19 protein-coding genes are annotated in these 21,129 nt (G+C 62.1%); 7 read left to right on the plus strand and 12 right to left on the minus strand.

The genetic code is table 11. The annotated features are described in order from the left end of the window. Positions 1-11: 11 nt before the first annotated feature. The 9 genes from BLR63_RS11125 to BLR63_RS11160 form a co-directional block, all read right to left on the minus strand. The gene (locus tag BLR63_RS11125) at positions 12-308 is read right to left on the minus strand and encodes a phenol hydroxylase subunit (RefSeq protein WP_010567297.1); all 297 of its coding nucleotides are present in this window, start codon (positions 306-308) and stop codon (positions 12-14) included. Between the two features lie 10 nt (positions 309-318). Continuing rightward, positions 319-1,248 (minus strand): catechol 2,3-dioxygenase, encoded by a 930-nt coding sequence (locus tag BLR63_RS11130; protein WP_010567298.1) that lies wholly within the window; start codon positions 1,246-1,248, stop codon positions 319-321. A gap of 412 nt (positions 1,249-1,660) precedes the next feature. Continuing rightward, the gene (locus tag BLR63_RS31855; protein WP_231998186.1) at positions 1,661-2,665 is read right to left on the minus strand and encodes a sigma-54 interaction domain-containing protein; all 1,005 of its coding nucleotides are present in this window, start codon (positions 2,663-2,665) and stop codon (positions 1,661-1,663) included. Further along, the gene (locus BLR63_RS31860; RefSeq protein ID WP_231998160.1) at positions 2,623-3,354 is read right to left on the minus strand and encodes a XylR N-terminal domain-containing protein; all 732 of its coding nucleotides are present in this window, start codon (positions 3,352-3,354) and stop codon (positions 2,623-2,625) included. Before BLR63_RS31860 ends, BLR63_RS31855 begins: the two co-directional genes overlap by 43 nt. Positions 3,355-3,472: 118 nt before the next feature. Continuing rightward, positions 3,473-4,960, minus strand: a complete 1,488-nt coding sequence (locus BLR63_RS11140; RefSeq protein ID WP_010567300.1) for a methyl-accepting chemotaxis protein — start codon at positions 4,958-4,960, stop codon at positions 3,473-3,475. An 81-nt stretch (positions 4,961-5,041) separates the two neighbouring features. Then, a complete protein-coding gene (locus tag BLR63_RS11145; protein ID WP_010567301.1) occupies positions 5,042-7,444 on the minus strand; it encodes an efflux RND transporter permease subunit in 2,403 nt (800 codons plus the stop codon). Continuing rightward, on the minus strand, positions 7,441-8,559 hold the full coding sequence (locus tag BLR63_RS11150; protein ID WP_010567302.1) for a WD40/YVTN/BNR-like repeat-containing protein: 1,119 nt from the start codon (positions 8,557-8,559) through the stop codon (positions 7,441-7,443). The genes BLR63_RS11145 and BLR63_RS11150 overlap by 4 nt, the downstream gene beginning before the upstream one ends. 129 nt (positions 8,560-8,688) lie before the next feature. Continuing rightward, positions 8,689-10,044, minus strand: a complete 1,356-nt coding sequence (locus tag BLR63_RS11155; RefSeq protein WP_010567303.1) for a DUF1329 domain-containing protein — start codon at positions 10,042-10,044, stop codon at positions 8,689-8,691. A gap of 30 nt (positions 10,045-10,074) precedes the next feature. After that, a complete protein-coding gene (locus tag BLR63_RS11160) occupies positions 10,075-11,721 on the minus strand; it encodes a DUF1302 domain-containing protein (protein WP_010567304.1) in 1,647 nt (548 codons plus the stop codon). 271 nt (positions 11,722-11,992) lie between these two features. On the opposite strand from BLR63_RS11160, the gene BLR63_RS11165 reads away from it, so the two are divergent. Then, a complete protein-coding gene (locus tag BLR63_RS11165) occupies positions 11,993-12,907 on the plus strand; it encodes a LysR substrate-binding domain-containing protein (RefSeq protein WP_010567305.1) in 915 nt (304 codons plus the stop codon). A gap of 70 nt (positions 12,908-12,977) precedes the next feature. On the opposite strand, the gene adhP is transcribed toward BLR63_RS11165, so the two are convergent. After that, positions 12,978-13,988 carry an alcohol dehydrogenase AdhP gene (gene adhP / locus BLR63_RS11170; protein WP_010567306.1) on the minus strand — a complete coding sequence of 337 codons (1,011 nt, stop codon included), beginning with the start codon at positions 13,986-13,988 and terminating at the stop codon, positions 12,978-12,980. A 101-nt stretch (positions 13,989-14,089) separates the two neighbouring features. On the opposite strand from adhP, the gene BLR63_RS31155 reads away from it, so the two are divergent. From BLR63_RS31155 to copC, 6 genes are all read left to right on the plus strand, one after another. Then, on the plus strand, positions 14,090-14,245 hold the full coding sequence (locus tag BLR63_RS31155) for a hypothetical protein (protein WP_156791902.1): 156 nt from the start codon (positions 14,090-14,092) through the stop codon (positions 14,243-14,245). A 188-nt stretch (positions 14,246-14,433) separates the two neighbouring features. Continuing rightward, positions 14,434-15,825, plus strand: a complete 1,392-nt coding sequence (locus BLR63_RS11175; RefSeq protein ID WP_010567307.1) for an NAD-dependent succinate-semialdehyde dehydrogenase — start codon at positions 14,434-14,436, stop codon at positions 15,823-15,825. 56 nt (positions 15,826-15,881) lie between these two features. Then, a complete protein-coding gene (locus BLR63_RS11180; RefSeq protein ID WP_010567308.1) occupies positions 15,882-16,322 on the plus strand; it encodes a VOC family protein in 441 nt (146 codons plus the stop codon). 240 nt (positions 16,323-16,562) lie between these two features. Further along, positions 16,563-16,952, plus strand: a complete 390-nt coding sequence (locus tag BLR63_RS11185) for a DUF2946 domain-containing protein (RefSeq protein ID WP_010567309.1) — start codon at positions 16,563-16,565, stop codon at positions 16,950-16,952. 112 nt (positions 16,953-17,064) lie between these two features. Beyond that, positions 17,065-19,152 carry a TonB-dependent receptor gene (locus tag BLR63_RS11190; protein WP_010567310.1) on the plus strand — a complete coding sequence of 696 codons (2,088 nt, stop codon included), beginning with the start codon at positions 17,065-17,067 and terminating at the stop codon, positions 19,150-19,152. Positions 19,153-19,232: 80 nt separating this feature from the next. Then, positions 19,233-19,607 (plus strand): copper homeostasis periplasmic binding protein CopC, encoded by a 375-nt coding sequence (gene copC, locus BLR63_RS11195; RefSeq protein WP_010567311.1) that lies wholly within the window; start codon positions 19,233-19,235, stop codon positions 19,605-19,607. Between the two features lie 87 nt (positions 19,608-19,694). Here the strand turns inward: copC and mbnC are convergent, their stop codons facing one another. Together mbnC and mbnB are read right to left on the minus strand one after the other, a co-directional pair. Then, positions 19,695-20,273, minus strand: coding sequence for a methanobactin biosynthesis protein MbnC (gene mbnC / locus BLR63_RS11200; protein ID WP_010567312.1), 579 nt, complete (start codon positions 20,271-20,273; stop codon positions 19,695-19,697). Next, positions 20,270-21,082 carry a methanobactin biosynthesis protein MbnB gene (mbnB, locus tag BLR63_RS11205; RefSeq protein ID WP_010567313.1) on the minus strand — a complete coding sequence of 271 codons (813 nt, stop codon included), beginning with the start codon at positions 21,080-21,082 and terminating at the stop codon, positions 20,270-20,272. Before mbnB ends, mbnC begins: the two co-directional genes overlap by 4 nt. Positions 21,083-21,129 lie beyond the last annotated feature (47 nt).

The following is a 21,129-nucleotide window of genomic DNA, read 5'->3' on the forward strand; positions in this document are numbered from 1 at the left end:
GTCAACAACGATTAGTTTTTGAAACGAACCTGAGTGGCATCCGCCAGACGCCAGTCCCATTGCCGGGCGTCGTCCTCGTCCTCGCCTGCCACCTCAGGCAACGCCGCCATGGGGCGTACCTGGTTGGCGCGACAGAACTCGGCAAAGGCCTCGTGGGTCAGGATCATTTCCACGAACAATTCCGGCTCACCGATGGCAAAGTCGAATTCGACGAACTGGCTGCCACGACGGCCGGTGACACGCACGTAACGCTTGCGCGTGTCCATGTCGGCCGGCTGCATCTCGAGTGACTGATCAGGGCAACTCATGGGAGCGCCCTCAAGTCACGACGGTCAGGAACGATTCGTGCAACTTGCGTTGCGGGTAGTCCAGGCCCTGGGCGAAGTTGTCGTAGGTCCAGGACAGCGGCTGGTAGTCCGGATAGGGGTGGTAGCCGCCCATAAAGGTTTCGAAGCGGTTACCGGAGGGGTCCCAGGCATAGATGGTGCAGCCACGGGTCACGCCATGGCGGGTGGGGCCGATATCGACGTTCACTTCGTTCATCGACATGATGTCGCCGGCCCGCAGCACCTGCTCCCAGGACTCGAGCAGGAACGAACAGTGGTGCAGCTTGCCCTTCTCGGGGTACTCGACGAAGGCGATGTCATGAACCTTGTGCGAACACGACAGCCAGATGCCGACGTCACCGTCGCCTTCCGGGCTGAGGACGCGTTCGACCAAGTAGAAGCCCAGCACTTCGGTGAAGATTTTCTGCACTTGCGCAATGTTGGGACCGTACAGCAGGCAGTGGTCCAACTGAATCGGCGCAATACCGTGCTCGCGCGCCGCATTCCACGGCGCGGGGTTGACTTCGGGGATGCCGTTGCCGATGCAGCTCTTTTCGGCGTACAGCTCGATCAGATGACCCGAGGGCAATTCGAAGCGCACCCGCTCGCCGGTTTCCAGCAACTCACCGGCGGGGATGCGGGTGGTCGCCAGCCCGTAGGCCTGCAGGTCGGCATCGAGCTTTTCCAGGGTGGCCTTGTCCAGCACCTTGAAACCGAAGAAGTCGATACCGGCAGTGTCCGCTTCACGGATCACATAGCAGTTGTGATCGCGCTCGTCCCAGCACTTGAAGTACACCCGTCCCTGATCGTCCCGCCCGGTCTCGACCAGCCCCAGCACATTGCGATAGAAATGAACGCTCTCTTCAAGGTTCAACACGCGCACCTGGGCATGGCCCGGACGCAATACACCTGTCATCGCCATTTATTGTCTCCTTTATTGGCTAGATGAGGTCGGCTCCGTCCCGCCTGGGCAGGCGGGCAAGAGCCGGGTTCACACACTCAACCCTGTATTGCAGAGATGGTGCCAACAAAGGTAAGCAACTGATTTAAAAGACTTAATGCGAAAATCAGGCCCCTGGACCCAGCCCCTGGACTGACGTTTATGTCCATCCCCCCTTCCAGCCTTACAAAAACGTAAGGCTGCTTGCGCAAAGGCCGGGGCGTCGGTCAATGAGCGACCGCCGTGATCGGTAAAACAGGCGAAAAAAAGGCACCCTAAGGTGCCTTAAAACGAAAACAGCGCAGCCACCCTCCTCCCCTCGCGCGTCCCCACAACGGGAAGCGCAAAGGCGCAGTGGCGGCGCATCGAATAGGGTGACGACCGTACGCTTTTGTCAGGCGCTCGCAGCCGGGCTGTCGTCCCCCAATGCCTGTTTCACCCGGTACGCCAACTGTCGGCGGGTGATACCGAGCAGGCGCGCCGCGTGGGTCAGGTTGCCATGGGCGCGCGTGACGGCGAGTTGCAGCAAACGCGCTTCATGGGCCTGCAGGTCGAAGCCGTCGACCAGCAAGGTTTCGTATAACTGCTCGGTCCTGGCCTCGTCGGCATTGCCCACTTTGCCTTCGCGGTCGATCACCGCGCCGTGTGCGGTCACCGGTGCCACGCCTGGGAAAAGATGCTGCAATTCAATGTGCCCGCCGGACGGCACCAGCAGCACCGCACGCTCCACCAGGTTTTCCAGTTCACGCACGTTGCCCGGCCAGTCGTAGGCCATCAGGCCCTGCATCGCCAGGTCGCTCACGCCTTGAATGGTCTTGTGGTACAGCGGTGCGTATTTTTCCAGCAGTACGGCAACCAGCACGGGAATGTCCGACTTGCGCTTGCGCAGCGGTGGAATCTCCAAGGGGTACGTGGCCAGGCGGTAGTAGAGGTCGGCGCGAAAACGGCCGTCGGCAATCGCCTGCTGCAAATTGACGTTGGTCGCCGCCACCAAGCGCACGTTGACCTTGCGCACCTTGTCATCGCCCAGGCGCTCGACCTCGCCGGTCTGGAGGACGCGCAGCAACTTGACTTGAGCCGCCGGCGACAGCTCCCCCAATTCATCGAGAAACAGCGTGCCGCCATCGGCGCGTTCGAACTTGCCGGGGCGCGAAGCCTGGGCGCCCGTGTAGGCGCCCTTCTGCACACCGAACAGCTCGGATTCGATCAAGTCATTGGGAATGGCAGCGCAGTTGACCGCCACAAACGGCTTTTCACCGCGCCCGCTGTTTTCATGCAGCCAGCGCGCGAACACTTCCTTGCCCACCCCGGTTTCGCCGAGCAGCAACACGGTGATGGGGCTGTTGGCGGCTTGGCTCAGCAGGCTGAAGGCGGCGGTAAAGGCTGGCGAGCTGCCCACCAACTTGCCCGGCGGGCGCTGCTCGCGCTGCCAGCCGCGCAGTTGCCAGAGCTCCTCTTGCAACTGCTCGAAGGTGGTTTGCGCATCTTCGGGGGCAGGCAATGTTGCAAGAACTCCGCATCCCCCCAGGCCTCGATTGGCCGTCCCTCCAGCATGCAGCTGGAAGCGCCACAACAGACACACTGGGTTTCGCGGAAGATCACCACCCGCTTGAAGAAGCGGGTGACATAGCCCGACGCATAGCCGGCCAGGTTCCAGCAGCTCGGCTCGGCACTGACCCCGAACAACTGCAAATGGGACTCGGCTTCCCAGGAGTTATCGCAATTGACCGTGCCAAAAAAGCTGCCGTCTTCCCAGTCGATCTTGGCCTCGATAATGGTCGAGCGCACCAAGCCCTCGAACGCGTGCAACTCGGGGCCGATCTTGAATACGTCGTAGTTGTCGCCTTCGCCGAACAGTTTCTGGGCGAGATCGGCATCGTGCTGGCCGGCGGCAAAACCCATGCGAAACAACAGCCCCTTGGCGCGGCTGGGCCCGAGGGATTCCATCAGTTCCTGGCGTAAGGCGCCGAACGCCTTGGCATGCATCAACAGCATGCGGTTCTCGTCGAGCCAGATTTGCCCGGTTTCGACATTGAAGCGCAGTCGTGAACGAAGATTGAAGCGCTCAATCAGGGGTTGCTCTGCCATGTAAGCACCTAAAGCCCAGCCCATCGCGGACCAGTCGACTGGCGGGCTCGAGCCCTTGCCACGCCGCTGGCGTTTATTGTTCTACAAGCGATCCAGTGCCTTCGCCGTGGGCCCGAGTCTAAGCCGCTAAGGCAGCGCATGCCTCCTTTACCACGCGGTAGGCCTGACGAACCAAGGGCGTACCGCGTTCAAGCGCGTGCTCAAGCCTCCCACTTTGCGCGGCCTCCAGCAACTCGTCACGCACATGGCGGTAGGCATCCAGCGCTTTGCGCACGCCCGACAGGCTATCACTGCGCCGTGCATCGACCGGCGCGCATGCGCTTATCGCCTGCGCGAGCCAGGTGTCTATCTCTTGGTCCAACGCGTGGATGCGCTGGATATGCGCGACCATCTGCGCGGTTTCGCGGGCATTCAACACCATGATGTTATGGGCGCGGATTTCTTCGATCGCCTCCAGCATGGCGGCATGCGCATCGCGGCTGACATCAATTTCTCCCGCCAGGCTTTTGAGGTCGACCAGGCCCAGCATCAGCCCGCGCAGGCCGGTGTTGCAGCCGTTGACGTGGTCGTCGAGTTCGACGGCCAGGCGCGCCACGTCGCTGGAGTCGGCCAGCACCTTGCGCGCCGTTTGCGTCTCGCTGTCGGCGCGTTCGGCAATGCCGTGCACCGCCTGTTGCACGCTGTGGGATGTGGCGGCAATACCGTTCAACACCGCCGTGGCCTGGCTGGCGCGCGTCACCCCTTGCGCGGCTCCTTGACGGGTCTGGGCCAGGCGCTGGTCAAGGCGGTCGATGCTCTGGCCGATCAGGGAAATGATCTCGCCCACACTGAGGGTCGCACTGCCGGTGCTTTCGGCGAGCTTGCGCACTTCATCGGCGACCACACTGAAACCGCGCCCCTGCTCGCCGGCACGCGCCGCCTCGATGGCAGCATTGAGCGCCAACAGATTGGTTTGCCCGGCAATGCTCTGGATGATGGCCACGATTTCACCGACCCGCGCCACCTGCTCGCGCACGCGGTCGAACTCTTCGGCCACCGAGGCCACGACGTTGGACAGATCCTGCATGTCGTCGGCGACCCGTTGCACCTGCTCGCCACCGGCGCTGACCTGGTCGCGCGCGCTGCTGCTTGCCTGTGCCAGAACCGTCGCCTCCGTGGCGGTCACGCGGGCCTGCTCGGCCATGGTTTCAACGTCCACCATGGCGTCGCGGGCCATTGCGGATTGACGGTCCGCCGTGGCCACCGCTTCGGTAAAGCCCGAGACCAGCGTGCCGGTCGCCACGGTGAGGTCACAGGCCAAGGTGCGCATGCGTTTGACCGCGCTCACCTTGTCGTGCAGCACCGCCTGCAAGCGCTCGATCGATGCCAGGGCGTCACCCGCCAGCGGTTGCCGGTCGTCGAGCAGCGCGCGGGTATGCGCCAGCGCCGCCACGACCCGTTGCTCGCGCCGGCCAATTCCGTGCAGCAGGTACAACCCCGACACCACCATCGCCAGCAACCAGCCGACCTGCCAGCCGAAGGCATCGATGCCACTGGCGAACGCGGCAGCCGCGAGTGACAGCAGCGCAAGCAGATCCCGTGGATGCAGGCTCAATTGACTCAGCATCGTAACTCCGTCCTTTTCACCGCTGTGACGTTCACCGGGCGCTGCGCAGCGGCGCGGCGCCGGCGTTGGCGAGCATTCGCCTCAGACGTGCGCGACCGCTGCCTTGGGGCGCAACAAAAAGTGCGCCAGGGCCGGCAGCAGAATCAGCGCGCCGAGCATGTTCCAGACGAACATGAAGGCCAGCAAGATGCCCATGTCAGCCTGGAACTTGATCGGCGACCACGCCCAGGTGGCCACCGCGATGCCCAGGGTAATACCGGTGAGCACCACCACCTTGCCGGTGAAAATCAGCGCCTTGTAATACGCCTGCGACAACGTCATGCCGGCTTTCAAGTGCGTCAGGGTCACCGTCATCACATACAACGCGTAGTCCACGCCGATGCCCACGCCCAGTGCGATCACCGGCAACGTGGCGACTTTGACGCCGATGTTCAGCCCCACCATCAACGCCTCGCACAGCACCGAGGTGACCATCAGCGGCACCACCGCGCACACCACCGCACGCCATGAGCGGAACGTGATGAAGGCCAGCACGATCACGGCGGCGTAGACCAGGAACAACATCTGCGTGTTGGCTTTCTTCACCACGATGTTGGTCGCGGCCTCGACCCCGGCATTCCCGGCGGCATTGAGGATTCGGATGTCGTCCGTGCCGTACTTGGCCGCGAAGGTTTCCACGGTATTGACCACGCTGGTGAGCGTGTCGGCCTTGTGGTCCTTGAGGTAGGCGTAGAGGGTCAGCAGGTCGCAGTTCTGGTTGAACATTTCCCGGGGCGCGCGGGTGATGATCGAATTGAGCATGTCTTGGGAGCGCGGCATCTCGAACCATTTGAGGCTGCCCTCGTTCATGCCCGCGTTGGCGGTCTTGGCCAACCCCGCAAGGGAACTGGTGGTCTCGACCCCTGGCAGTTGCTGCAACTCGCGCTCCAGCGCATCCAGCGTGTGCAGGGTGCTGTAGTGGGCGCAGGCATATTGCGGGGTCTTGACCATCACGATGTACACATCGCTGCTGGCGGCGTAGTTGGCGACGATAAACGCGTTATCGCGGTTGTAACGCGAGTCCGACCGTAACTCCGGCGCCCCCGGGTCGGTGTCGCCGATTTTCAACTGCGTGCTCACGGCCAGGCCCACACCGCCCAGGACCAGCCCGAGCGCCACGGCAACCGTGGCCCAGGGGCGGCGGGTAAACAGGTCGAGGAACGCCCAGAACGGGTGCTTTTTGTGCGCCTTGTCGTCACGCTCCTGCAGCTCGTCCCGCAGGCTGCGTTGGGCCGCCGCCGGGCTGACGCCGGTGTACGACAGCAGGATCGGCAGCAACACCAGATTGGTGAAAATCAGCACCGCCACCCCCATGCTCGCAGTGATGGCCAGGTCCTGGATGACTTGGATGTCGATCACCATCAGCACCGCAAAGCCCACCGCATCGGCCAGCAACGCGGTCATGCCGGCGAGGAACAAGCGGCGAAACGTGTAGCGCGCCGCCACCAGCCGGTGGGTGCCACGCCCGATGTCCTGCATGATGCCGTTCATTTTCTGCGCGCCATGGCTCATGCCGATGGCGAATACCAGAAACGGCACCAATACCGAGTACGGGTCCAATTCATAGCCCAGCGTCGGCAACAGCCCCAGCAGCCACACCACCGCCACCATCGAACACAACACCACCAGCAAGGTGCTGCGCAGGCAGCGGGTGTACCAGAACAGCACCGCAGTGCAGATCGCAATGGCGGCGGCAAAAAACACCAGCACCTGCTTCAGGCCGTCGATCAGATCCCCTACGACCTTGGCAAAGCCCGTGACGTGGATAGCGATTTTGTCCGACTCATACTTGGCGCGCAGTTGCTCGATACGCTGGGACAACCGGTGATAATCGATGCGTTCGCCGGTTTCGGCGATCTTCTCCTGCAGCGGCACCAGGATGATGCTCGACTTGTAGTTGGCCGCCACCAACTGCCCGATTTCCCCGGAGCGCTCGACGTTGATGCGCACTTGTTCGAGGCTCTGGGGCGAGCCGTCGAAGTCATCGGGAATCACCGGGCCGCCGTCCAGGCCGTCTTCGGTCACGCCGGTCCAGCGCACCGCCGGGGCCCACAGCGATTTCATGTAAGGCCGGTCGACGCCGGGAATCAGGAACACCTCATCGCTGAGCTGGCGCACGGTGTTCAGGTAGTCGGCATCGAAAATCGACCCCTCCTTGGCCTCCACGGCAATGCGCAGGGTGTTGCCCATCCCCGCCAGTTGTTTACGGTTTTCGAGGAAATTGGCGATGTACGGATGGCCGGTGGGGATCATCTTTTCGTAGGCGGCATTCAGCGAAAGCCCCAGGGCCTGGTAACCCAGCACCAGGGTGATCAGCAGGCAGATCAGCGTAATCGCCAAACGGTTGTTGAACAGCAGCCGTTCGGCGAACGTGCCCGAGCGCTGGTCGAACTTGTTCAAATCGGCAATCACTGCATCGGCAGGTAGGGACGGCATATGGCTCATGGCTTGGCTCCGGCTTCAATCGCCTCGGGCTCGATTCGCGACATTCCCCGCGAACTGGAGAGGATCAACGCACCATCGCGCGCTTGCACCAGACCGGTGATCCCGGTGCCGGGGTGCAGGGGCAACGTTGCAAAATGGGCTGCGTTATCGGTGCTGCGCAGCAGGCGACCGCTCTCGTCCGCCAGCAACAGCGAACCGTCGCGCAGGCGCAGGCCGGCGCTCAGCGTTACCGGCTGGCCGATCTGAGCCTGCTGCCACGTCAGGCCATAGTCCAGGCTGCGCCAGGCGTTGCCGCGCAGGCCATAGGCGAGCACAGCGTGGTCGTCGAGTATCAGCGCCCCGAAGAACGTTCCGCTGTAGGGGCTATGGATTTCGGCAAAGCTGCGCCCGCCATCGGTGGAACGGAACAGCGCGCCCTGCTCGCCACACAGGAGCACTTGTTGGTCGCGCAGCCGCACCTGATACAAGTGCCGGCCACGCGGATTCGGCACCTGCCCCATCAGCGACTGCCAACTGGCGCCGCCGTCGTGCGTTTGCAGGGCCAAGCCATAGGCGCCCACCACATAGCCCTGGGTGGCGCTCACGAACGCCACATCGAGAAAGGGTTTATCCGGGCCATCTTCGACCAACGCTTCAGCGCTGCGCAGCCGCTGGTCCGCGCCCGCCTCGCCTGCCGCCGCGCGCTCACGGGCGTCCTGCGCCACGATCTGCGCGACCTGATTGCCTTCCAGCTGGCGCGTCCAGGTCTCGCCGCCGTCCGTGCTGTGCAGCACCACGCCGCTGTGGCCCACCGCCCAGCCTTCGCTGGCGGAGACAAACGCCACCGCCGTCAGCGCCACACTCACCGGCACGTGCCTGGCCTGGCGCCATGTGTGCCCGCGATCGTCGGAAAGCCGCACGATACCGCGCTCGCCCACCGCCACCAGGCGCTCGCCGGCAGCGGTGACGGCCAGGTGCAGTGCCTGTTGGGCGCGCTGGCTTTCCAATGCGGGAAGCTCCAGCAGATCGGGAACGGATGGGGGGTTGGCAGACTGGGCAACGCTCGACACGGCAGCGATGAAAAGGGCAACGGCAGCGGACAGCGAGCGCCGCAAAAGCGGATTCTGGGTGAGCATGGTACGTACTCGACTTCAAAACGTCCCCGCGACGTCACCGCTGTGCGCGGCGTCGGCGGGGCGAGTCATGGCAATGGAACCGGCCACCGGACACGCGCCGGATGCCGGAACCGCAGGTAGATAACGGCCTTAGCGCACGCCTTCGGCGGCGACCGCGTCCCCGGTGAAATGGGCATCGGGATGACGCGGGACAAGCGTGTATTTCGCGCCATTGAGCGACTGCGTCGAGCTCATGGTGTTGGCCTGCAAGTTGAAGATATTCGCTGGTTTCATCGCCAGCATCGGCACTTGCGGCAATACGAACGGCGTCACCTGGCTGGTGCGCCAGAGCTTGCCTTCGCTGTCGTAGCCATCGACCAACAGCACCATCCACGAGTCCTCGTCGATGTAGAACTTGCGCTTGGGCACCGCGTGGCGCTTGCCGCTGGCAACGGTGGCTTCCACTTCCCAGACCCGATGCAGTTCCCAACGCAGCTTGTCCGGGTTCAGGTGATGGGCGCCGTAGGCTTCATCCACCGAAGCGGTAACCAGTGCGTTGTCGTTGTACGGCACATACATCTCGCGCTTGCCGATCAGTTTCCAGTCGAAACGATCCACATGGCCGAGGAAGCCCAGCACCTCGTCAAAGTAGTTGGCGCCGGAAGCGACGAAGTCCGGTGTGTCATAGGCCACGGTGGGCGCGCGACGGACCCGACGCTGCCCGACCAGATACTGCCAGGCCTGGCGCGATTGCTTGACGTCGATGCTGTCGCGGAACACCAGGGATTCACCCGACTTGAAGGGCGGCGCGATGGTGCTGAAGCGCTGGAGGAAGTACTCGCCGTTCCATTTTTCCGGCGAACCGTCCTTGTAGTAATACGGGTACTGGTTGGACTGGTCGTTTTCCGTGGCGATGGTGCGCGAGCCGTCGGCGGTCAGAATGACGTTCTTGAAACTGGCGACGTCGGTGGCTTCGTTCTCCACGCGCAACAAGTGGTTCCAGATGACTTCTACGCCTTCCTTGGGAATCGGGAACGGCACACCGCCGTAACAGCCCTGCATCGACTTGCCGCCATCCTTGATCTGGCACTGGGTGGCGTTTTTCGCGGTGTTGTCGTACACGAACTGCGGGGCGAGGCCGGTGCGGTGGGTGGGGTACACGTCAAGGCGCAAGCTCTGCGCATACTTCTTCAGCAGCGCCTGGGTGCCTTCCGAGAGCTTGTCGGCGTATTGCGCCATGTTCTGCGCATTGATTTGCAGCAGCACTTTTTCGTTGCCGAACACCTGGGTGGGAATATCGCCGACCTTGGTGCTGGCCGCCGCTATCGTCGGGGTCGGGCTCCACGCCGGGATGCTGCCGTCCTTGTTGCCGGCACGCTCGGCCCCCATGGGCGTCAGGGTGGTTTTCAAGGTCGCGGCCTCTTGGGCGCTGACCGCCGCCTGTGCACCGCTGGCACTGCCGATCAGGGCCGCGAGGGCCAGATAAATCGCTGTTGTCTTAGGCATTGTTATTGTCCTTAAACCTGGGGGGCCAACTCAAAACGTGCGTTGAATCGACAGCGAAACGAAATCGCGGTCACCGTGGAAGTTCTTGTAGGAGAGCTCGGGCGCAGGGGTGTCGTAGCGGATGATCGAGCCAGCCGGACCGTAGTAATGGGTGAAGTTCAGGCTGGCCTGGACGGTCTTCTGATACTCGCCTTTGATGCCGAAGCTGACATTGCCGCCATGCTCGGAAGGAAACAGCACGCCGTTGACCGACGAACGCCCGGACAGCCCGTAACTCAAGCCAACAGGGAGTTGCACATCGAGGCCCGGGAGGACCTGGAAGTACTCCGGCGAAAAGATGAATTGCAGGGCCGTGGCGTCGCGGGTGGCCAGCGGATCGAGTTGGTCTTTGTTGTCCGTGATGCTGAGGCGCCGGTTGAAAGCGATCTCTCCGAGAAAGGAGGCGGCGTCCCACATCGGACTCGCACTCAACACGGAAACAGTCGAGAGGTTCATATGCAGGGTGCGGCCCACTGGAAACGCGGCGTGCCTGTTGCCATCAGCCCCCGCGCTTTCGGGCACGATGACGGTGTTGCCGGACGCCACCAGCGGCATGTTGTCGCGAAAGGACATCTCCGCCGCCACGTTGGTTTCGCCCACCAGCGTGCTCACGCTGAAGCCGACGGTGCGAATATCCTCGCCGTAGACCTGTTCGTACACACCGGTATCCGGGTGCAGGTAGAACTGCGGCATCTTGTCGTGGAACTGCGCGGCGTAAAGGCCGTATTCGAAGTCACCCGACTTGACCTTCAACTGCAGGCCGCCCTGCCCCGAGTTTTTGGCATCGATGTCATCACCGCGCCGCGCGCTGACACCCGGCCCCAGGATCAGCGTCTCGCCGCCCTCATCGACAAAGTCGGCAAAGCTGAAATAACTGCCCGCGCCAGGCAGCCGGCTCTTGCGCCATTCAAGCTGGTAGTAGGCGCCGATCGACACATCGGGGGTGATCTGCAACTGGCCGGAAAGCTGCCCCACCGGGCGCAGGATTTCCTTGAATTGGGAGTTGGGCACCGACAGGGCCTTGATCAGATCCAGGGATGTCTGCGCCGCTGCGATGCCGTTGCTGCCAAAGAACAGGCTTTCCCCATACAGCTGGGTAAAACGCCCGGCCTTGAGATTGAGGCCCATGTCGCCGGGGGCAAAACTGCCATAGACGAACGCATCCAGAAACTCAGCCTTGCGACCGTGCAGTTTCTGGGTGGCGTCGGTGAAGTGGTTGTAATTGACCGACTTGGAATTGACCAGCGCGCCGTCCATCGCACCGGGGTTGTCGTTCGACTGGTTATAGACATCGTCGTACCAGGCCGCGCCACTCACGCGCAGCCCATAGTTACGCTTGTAGCGCAGGTCGAACTCGGAGAGCAGGTCGAAGCGGTTGGAAATCAGGCCCTTGCCAAAGTTCTGGTCGCCATCGTTGGTGTTGGCCTGCACGCCAACGGAATTGTTCGCCACACTGCCTTTGGCGCCTTCCACGCGCCAGGCCGCACTGTATTTAACGGTGTTGTCCAACGACATGCGCAGGTCAGGGTTGCCAGCATCTATCTGGAAAGCAAAGGCCGGTCCCGTGGCACAGGCGCTGGCAAGGGCGAGAACGGTCGTCTTGAAGGGAAATCTGGGCAGACGGGCTCCATGCAGCATGTTGAGATCCTCGACTTGTTATTTTTATGTGGGGGGTCACACACCTAGAAGACGCATGGCGCGCCGACTGGTCTGTGCTCTCGCAGCACAAATTATTACCGCCGAGGATTACCGTCCAATACCATAAAACCAACGACGCAATACCTTTTAGGTATCTAAAAAGGTCGGCCAAGACGGCCGTTCACGGCGCTGGCCGGTTCGCGTAGTCTGCTCGAAACCGCGCGCGCGATTGCCTGCAGCGCGCCCGACTCCTCCACAAAAGGCCTGCCCGATGGACCTTCGTCACCTTCGCTATTTCGTCGCCGTCGCCGAGGAAAAAAATATCGGCCGCGCCGCCGTTCGCCTGCATATTTCCCAGCCACCGCTGACCCGCCAGATTCAGCAACTGGAAGAAGACCTGGGGGTGCAACTGTTTAACCGCACGCCCCGCGGGATGGAGTTGACCCCCGCCGGCGAACTGCTGCTCGACGAGGCGCGCAACATCCGCTCGGTGGTCGAACAGGCCACCGAACGCACCCAGCGGGCGGGCCAGGGCAAGCTCGGGCGGCTGGACGTCGCGGTGTTCGGCTCGGGCATTCTTGACGCGATTCCCAAGCTGCTGCTGACCTTCAGCCGCGCGTTTCCGGACGTGAAAGTGGTGCTTCACAACATGAACAAAGAGGCGCAGATTCAAGCCTTGCGGCAAAAGCGCATTGACGCAGGGTTTAACCGGTTCATCTCACCGTTGAACGACATCGCCAATGAGGTGGTCACCACCGAGCGCCTGCTGCTGGCAGTCAACGAAGCATCACCGCTCGCACACCAGGCATCGATCCCGCTTCGGGCATTGGCTGACTATCCGCTTATCGTGTTCCCGTCCGGGCCGCGCCCCAGCTTTGTCGACAACGTCATGAGCCTGTGCCAGCAGGCGGGCTTCACGCCAAACGTCGCTCAAGAGGTGGGCGACACGGTGACGGGCGTGGCGCTGGTAGCGAGCAATTTCGGCATCTGCCTGGTGCCGGAATCCGCCACCGTGCTCGCGCTTTGCGGGGTGGTGTATCGCCCATTGACCGACCTCCCGGAAAACGCCGGCGTCGACCTGAACTGTATTTATCGGTTCGATGACCCGTCACCGCTGCTCAAGTCGTTCCTGGACACGGTTCGGGCGTTTCGCAGGGACAGGGCCGCCGCCAGTGGCGAGCATTGATCGCCAGGCGGTGGCCTTGCGTGAGGAGCCAACAGCATTGGCAGCCGCCCAAGCGGCTGCCAATGGCCAATCAATGACTCAAATCGATCACCATGCGGCCTTTGATTTTGCCCTGCTGCATTTCGTCGAAGATGTCATTGATGTCTTCGATCGGGCGCAACGTGACCTTCGGCACGACCTTGCCTTGCGCGGCAAACTCGAAGGCTTCGACGAGGTCTTGTCGGGTGCCGACCAGTGAGCCGACCACCTCGATCCCGTCGAGCACCAAACGCGGAATATCCAGGCTCATGGCTTCCGGCGGCAGCCCGACGGCGACCAGGCGTCCGCCGGCACGCAGGGCGCCGACCGCGGAGTTGAAGGCGACCTTGGCGACGGCCGTCACGACCGCCGCGTGAGCGCCGCCGACCTTCTCCTGAATGACTTTTGCGGCGTCTTCATTGCGCGAGTTGATGACCAGATCGGCGCCCATTTCCTTGGCGAATTGCAGTTGATCGTCGTTGATGTCCACGGCAATCACTCGGGCGTTGAACACATTTTTTGCGTACTGCAACGCCAGGTTGCCCAGGCCGCCCAGCCCGTAGATCGCGATCCATTGCCCAGGACGAATATTGGAAACCTTCACGGCTTTGTAAGTCGTCACGCCGGCACAGGTCACGCTGCTCGCGGCGGCAGAGTCGAGGCCATCAGGCACTTTCACCGAGTAATCGGCGACGACAATGCACTCTTCGGCCATGGCGCCATCGACGGTATACCCGGAGTTCTTGACGTTGCGGCAGAGGGTCTCGTTGCCGCTGTTGCAGTATTCGCAATGCCCGCAGCCTTGGAAGAACCAGGCGACGCTGGCGCGATCGCCGGGTTTCAGCGAGGTGACGCCCGGCCCTACCGCCTGCACGACACCGATGCCTTCATGGCCCAGGATCACCCCGGTTTTATCGCCGAAATCACCGTTCTTGACGTGCAGGTCAGTGTGGCAAACGCCGCAGCACTGCATTTTGAGGAGCGCCTCACCGTGCTTCAGAGGCCGTAAGGTTTTTTCGATCACATTCACGCGTTGCCCTTGGGCAACAACTGCAGCTTTCATGCTTATCTCCTTGTATCCGTGAGTGAGCTTGCATTACAGCAGGTCCGACAAGTGCCAAAACAAGAACGCACAACCTTTCAAGCAGTCCGAGGCCCGGTGCAATGCTGCGCCATCGGGTCGTCGACGCTATCGATCTTATGGCACAAGTCGCTGCAAAGGGGCATGCCTGCTCATCAGGTAAGCCGCGCCAGGACGCCCTTTCTTTGCCTTTCTATGACGAAGATCAACTGACGACGCTGATCGACGGAGCATCGTGACCTCTTTCAGCGACCGTCGCCACGGTCCTTTAGACCAAGTCATGTGCCAGGCATGCCGCGCTTGCGTGGACGTGCGACTTTTCGCTGCATGTGTGAAAGCTGTTACGGGTGTACCTTTGTCAGCCCCGGCGCATGCACTCAGCGGCGGGTTGGTCCCTTAGTCGAAACGGTTCTGGAGTAGCGTTTACATGGCGTACGCAACGATCAATCCCTATACGGGCGAGACACTGCAAACCTTTCCCGATGCCACCGATGCGGAAGTCACCGCTGCTATCGGCAAGGCCCATGAGGCGTTTCTGGCCTGGAAGGACACGCCGTTCGCCGAGCGTGCACGCATCCTGCAGAACGCGGCCGATCTGCTGCGCAAAGACAGCGACGGGTTTGCCAAGCTGCTGACGCTGGAGATGGGCAAGTTGTTCGCCGAGGCGAAAGCCGAGGTCGAGTTGTCGGCAAAAATCTTTGAATACTACGTGCGCAACGCCGAAACCTTGCTCAAGCCGGAGAAACTCCCGGTGCTCGACCCTGCCGAGGGCGAGGCGATGCTCGTGTGCGAGCCGCTCGGCGTGCTGCTGGCCATCGAGCCGTGGAATTTCCCTTATTACCAGATCGCCCGCATTCTGGCGCCGCAGCTTTCGGCCGGTAATACCGTGCTGCTCAAGCACGCCGCGAATGTGCCGCAGAGCGCGGCGCGCTTTCAACAGTTGATGAAGGATGCCGGGCTGCCGGACGGTGCCTTCCGCAACCTGTATGCCACGCGTTCGCAGATCGAGCTGATCATCAACGATGCCCGCGTGCAGGGCGTGGCCTTGACCGGTTCCGAAGGCGCCGGGTCGGTGGTGGCCTCGCAAGCGGGCAAAGCCCTGAAGAAGTCCACCCTGGAACTTGGCGGCGCCGATGCCTTCGTCGTGCTGGCTGACGCCGACCTGGCGAAAACCAGCCAGTGGGCGGTGTTCGGCCGGCATTGGAATGCCGGGCAGGTCTGTGTGTCCTCCAAGCGCATGATCGTGGTCGATGCGGTGTATGACGACTTCCTCGCGCTCTATCGCAAGGGCGTCGCGGAACTGGTGGCCGGCGATCCCTTCGATGCGAAGACCACCCTGGCGCCGCTCTCCTCGCAAAGCGCCGCCAACGAGGTCAAGCAAAAGATCCTCGACGCTGTGAAGCTGGGCGCCAAGGCCGAAGAGGTCGGGCCGCCCGTGCCGGTCGAAGGGGCATTCGTGCAGCCGACGATCCTGACCGATGTCGCCGAGGACAACCCTGCGCGCTACTGGGAGTTCTTTGGCCCGGTGTCCATGGTGTTCCGCGCCAAGGATGAAGACGATGCGGTGCGCATCGCCAACGACTCGCCGTTCGGCCTCGGCGGTTCGGTGTTCACCTCGGACACGGCCCATGGCGCAGAAGTCGCGAAGAAAATCTCCACCGGCATGGTGTTCGTCAACCATCCCACCAAGGTCGAGGCCGATCTGCCTTTCGGTGGCGTACGCCGCTCGGGGTATGGCCGCGAGCTGATCGGGCTGGGGCTCAAGGAGTTCGTCAACCACAAGCTGATTGTCGTGGTGGATATCGACGCACCGTTCTGAGTTCTAACGCAGCCCTTTGTCCCTGGAAACCGCAACCGCAATCGAGGAGACCTGGCATGGTGAACGTCATCGGCATCGATCACTTGGCCATTCGTGTCAGTAATCTGGAACGCTCCAAGGCGTTCTACGATCAGGTCCTCGGTTTCCTGGGATTCACCCTCGAATGGGAATTCGACCAGGTGATTGGCTGGACCAACGGCGAAACCATGTTCTGGATCACCGAAGCCGATGCCCAGGGGCGCAAACATAAGCACCGGACCGGCGATGTCGGCTTTCATCACTATGCGTTCGAAGTGGGCGCGCGTGAGGATGTCGATGCGCTCTACGCGTTCCTGCTGGATCAGGGGGTGACGATTGTCGACGCCCCCGCTGATTACCCGGATTACGGCGAGGGCTACTATGCGGTCTATTTCCTCGACCCCGATGGCCTGAAGCTTGAGGTGATGTTTTTCCTGGAAAAACACAAGCGGCGCCTGCTCGGAAAATCGCAGAGCTGACCCAGCGACGGCCCGTTGGCCATATCCCTCTGGTCTCCAAACTGCGACAGCCTGCCACACCCGATCCCTTCGCTCAGAGCAATGCCCTGCGCCTCGACAGACTGCGTCAACCTGTCCCATGCCTGTGTTGCGGATGGCCGCGACTTCCGGTCCCTGGCCGCGAAAAAATCAGGCAAGATAGCGCCCCATTGAACGCTGCCCGATACCGCCGAACAGCCCCCTCACCCGCCGGACCTGCCGATGCTCACACTCAAGCGCCTGAGCCCCTGGATCGCCTGCCTGGCCCTGCTCCTGAACATGCTGGTCATGCCCATGAGCCGCGCGACGCAAACGCCAGACGTGCAGTTGATGCTCTGGGGTGGCTTTTGCTCGGGTGGCAGTTCCCAGACGCTGCCGGCTTCGCTCAGCCAGCGCCTGGACACGCTGCCGACGCCTGCGGAAAAGAGCGTCATGCAACATGGCAAATGCTGCTGTGGACATGCCGGTCTCGCAGCCCTGCCAGGCGATTACTACCGCCATCATTTACCGCGCTACACCGCCGATATCGCCTTCGATAACCCGCCACTGCCCACCCTGCATCCCAGGGTCCGCTGGCCGAGCCTGACTCCCCGCGCCTCCCCCACCGCCTGATGACCCACCCATTGCCCGCCGGCCTCTGCTCGGCGTGGTTTCTATTGCCTGGGGGTTGTGCGCACCGATGTGCGCCCCCCGGAAAGCTATTGGTCATCAGGAAGCCTGTGTTATGCCTGCTTTTACGACTTTGCCTCGCGCAAAGGCTCTGCCCGTGTCCCCGTCCAAATGGTCGCTGTTGACGTGCGGTCTGTTCGCCTTGACGCCGTTGCCCTGCGCCCTCGCCGAAACCGCCAAGGTCGAAGACTCGACCCTGACCCTGGGCACCGTCACGGTCCAGGGCTCCAGCGCCAGCAGCGGCCCGCTGAGCACCAGCAGCGTGCTCAGTTCGGTGGATATTCTGGGCGCCGACATCCTGGAAAAAATGCCGGTCAACTACAGTTGGGAACTGTTCAGCCGTGCGCCGGGGGTGATCCTCACCGAGTTCAACCAGGGCACCACGTCCGGCAAGATCTCCTTTCGCGGCTTCAACGGCGAAGGCGAAGTCAATGCGGTGAAGTTGCTGATCGACGGCATCCCGAGCAACAGCAACGACGGCAACATGCCGTTCATGGACATGATTTTCCCCATGGAGCTGGACAGCATCGAAGTGGTGCGCGGCACCAGCGATGCGCGCTACGGCCTGAACAACATCGCCGGCAACGTCAATATGCTGACCCGCACCGGCGGCGACTACACCAAGGCGCGGATTCGCTACGGCAGCTACAACACCCAGGAAACCCAACTGGCCAAGGGCATCGAGACCAGTAACTGGACGCAGAACTACTTCTTTGCCTACCAGAAGTCCGACGGTTATCGCGATCACGCCGAGGCGGACAAGTTTTCCCTGTCCGGCAAATGGTTCTACACCCCGGACGACAACAGCTACCGTATCGGCCTGATCGCCCGTCACTACGAAACCGAGGCACAGGAGCCCGGTTACTTGAGCGAAGAAGATGCGCACCAGCACCCGAGCATGACCAACAGCTACAACGCCACCGACAAGGGCACGCGGCGGATGAACCAGGTCAGCGTGCACTTCGACACCGACCTGGCCGACACCCTGGCCTGGTCGGCGAAAACCTACGTCAACACCTTCGACGACCGCCGCTGGACGCAATACTGGCGCACCAGTTCCCAGCAGGAGCGCGACGCCTACGAAACCCAGTACGGCGCCCTCACCTCCCTGACCTGGCGCCCGCAAGTCAGTTGGCTGTATGACTTTGCCCTGGAAGGTGGCGCGGACATGCAGCAGCAACAGAACAAGAGCGAGCGCTACCGCACCAAAGACCGCGTGCGCCTGGCCCAAACCCGCGACCAGCAATTCGACTTCGATACCTACGGCGCCTACGTGCAGGCCGAGATCAAACCATTCGAGTCGCTGAAGATCGTTCCGGCCTATCGCGTCGACAAGATCCAGGGCGACTTCACCAACGAAATGACCGGCATGGACTACGACATCAACGACTATGGGCTGATCAAACAGCCCAAGCTCAGCGTGGTGTATTCACCCTGGAAGGTCGCCAGCATCTACGCCAACTGGGGGCGCACTTTCCAGGTCGGAACCGGCGCGGCGGCCTACAAGATTCCGCCACGGGACACGGACCTGGCGCCGTCGATCAACGAAGGCTGGGAAACCGGGGTCAAGTTCACCCCGGCGAACTGGATCGACGGGCGCGTGGCGTATTGGCAACAGGAAGCCAGCGGCGAAGTCAGTCGCCGGCTCAACGACCCGAGCGGCGAGTCGGATAACGTCGGCGAAACCCGACGCTGGGGTTACGACGCCCAGGTCAACCTGCACCCGAACGACCGCACCGACATCTGGATGGCCTACTCCTGGCAGTATTCGAAAATCCTCCAGCCGAGCGCGACCCTGCCCAACAGCAAAGGCCAGGAAATCGACCACATCCCCCATCACCTGTACAACGCCGGCGTCAGCTACAAGGCCACCCGCGATCTGCAATTGACAGCCTGGATGAACGGCCAGACCAACTACTACCTGGAGCGCGAAAACACCAAGGGCACCTATGGCGGCTACGTCCTGATGAACCTCGGTGCCACCTACCAGGTGACCGAGTCGGTGAGTGTCGACCTGCAGTTGAAAAACCTTACCAACCGTTACTATGAATACGTCTGGTACGACCCGGACGGCGCCCAGGCCTCACTGCACTCACCGGGTGACGGGCGCGCGCTGTATACCGGCGTGACCCTGGATTTCTGATTGAACACACCGCTGGGGCACAAGGGGCGCCAGCGATAAGGCACACCCTGCAACACCATCTCCCACTCGAGGAACTACCGATGTCTGCTCATTTTGCGAAGAAAGTCCTGACTACCGTGGCGTTGCTTGCATCCTTCGCCACGGCCAACTCGGCGTTCGCCCACGCCCATCTGAAAAGCGAACTGCCGGCGGCAGACGCCACCGTCAGCGCCCCCAAGGAACTGCGCCTGGTATTTTCCGAAGGCATCGAAGCCCAGTTCACCCAGGTCAAAGTCAGCAACGGCACCGAGGCCGTGGCGATCAAAAGCATCGCCACGGCGCCGGACGACAAGAAAACCCTGATCGTCACACCGGAAAAACCGTTGACCGCCGGCACGTACAAGGTTGAATGGCACGCGGTCTCGGTCGATACCCATAAAAGCGAGGGGGCCTACGGTTTTACTGTTGGCAACTGATCGCGCATGGCGGTTGGGCCTGGGCGTCGGGGCGCTCGCAGGATTGCGAGCGCCCCGAGCTGAGCCCCATCGACAAACGCCTCCCCTTCAACGAGGCACATCGGTCCAGCCGGGAAACCCCTCTTCCAGGTTCCGACTGGCCACCGTGAAAAACCCGAAAGCCGCTGCCGGCGACGGCAGCGGTTCGGACAATTCAATCTGTTCGACCTCCCGGGCGCCTTCCAGGGACTGGGTTTTCCAGGCGCAGACCAGGTCGGGCAGATCCGCGGCAGACACAATGATGCCGTTCGACTCGGAGCGATCACCGGTGGCCCAACGCGCGACCGAAGCGCCCATCAGGCTGTAGCGCAATGCCGGGGTCAATTGCTGCCGGAACTGCGACTGTTGCAGCCAGACATCGACCCATAGGTAATACGTCCAGTTGAGCGACAAGCGCTGCTCGGCGGCCCAGCCCATGAACGGCCGGAATATCGCCAGTCCATCCGGACCCGACAGCGCCAATAGCCCCGGACAAATGTCGAACAACGTGTGCCAATAGACCCGCAGGCTGCTGTCGATACGCACAAACGCCCGCGAGTCGCGAGGGTAGTCGGCCTGGCGCTCGGGCACGCTCAACGCATCCAGCAGGTCAGCGTCGGTTCGAGGGGATAAACCCCTTACGCTCATGACTGAAGCGCCTGTGACGGCGGCATAAAAACGCCGCGCAAGCGTTGCAGATCGGCGACGATCTCGTGCTCATCGAAGCGGTCGTCCCGCTCGTAGGTCATGGTCGCGTGCGGCGTGTCGAACTGCATGCGGTAACGCTGGAGAAAGTCCAGGGTGGCATCGGATAGCGCCTGATCGTGGGTATCGAGGATCAGATGGGGTTGCAGGATCGACAGGTTGTAGCCTGCCGTATGGAAATGCGATGACAATTCGATGATGCCCTCCCAGGCCTCCAGCGGTACCCCGCAGTTGAGGTGCGCGCATACCGCGTTGGACGCATCGAACAGCACCCCGGCGCCGGTATCGCGGTAAAGCCGTTCATGAAAGGCCGGCGCATCGTGGCCACCGTCCATGATCGAGGGGTAGTTTTCCAACAACAGTTGGCACCCCAGTGCCTGTTGCCACCAGTCGACCCGTTCGCGCACCCGCGCGTAATCGTTGAGGTAGTCGATCTCTGCCAGGTGGTAGAGCTGGCGCCCCTCATGACTGAAGCGCGCCACATGGTCGGAGACGTACAACGGCCGTAGCCGGTCGATCAGTTCCCGCAAGCGATAGGCCAGGCGCTCAAGCGCGGGCGTGTCGTTTTCGATGAACTTGGAAAACATGATGTGAAAGCCCACGGGGGCGGCAAAACCGTCCATGAGTTCTTCGAGTGGGACGGCCAGAAAATTGTCGATCAGCAGCTCGACATAGTCGATGTGCCGGCCGGCCAAGAGTTTGCGCACCAACGGTGCGGTGTCGCCCAGGGTGTAGTTGAAGCCGATCAGCATGGTCCTGCACCTCCTTGGTCTAGACCCTCCACGGCCACGTTAGCCGC

The organism is Pseudomonas extremaustralis, assembly GCF_900102035.1.
GTDB lineage: Bacteria > Pseudomonadota > Gammaproteobacteria > Pseudomonadales > Pseudomonadaceae > Aquipseudomonas > Aquipseudomonas extremaustralis.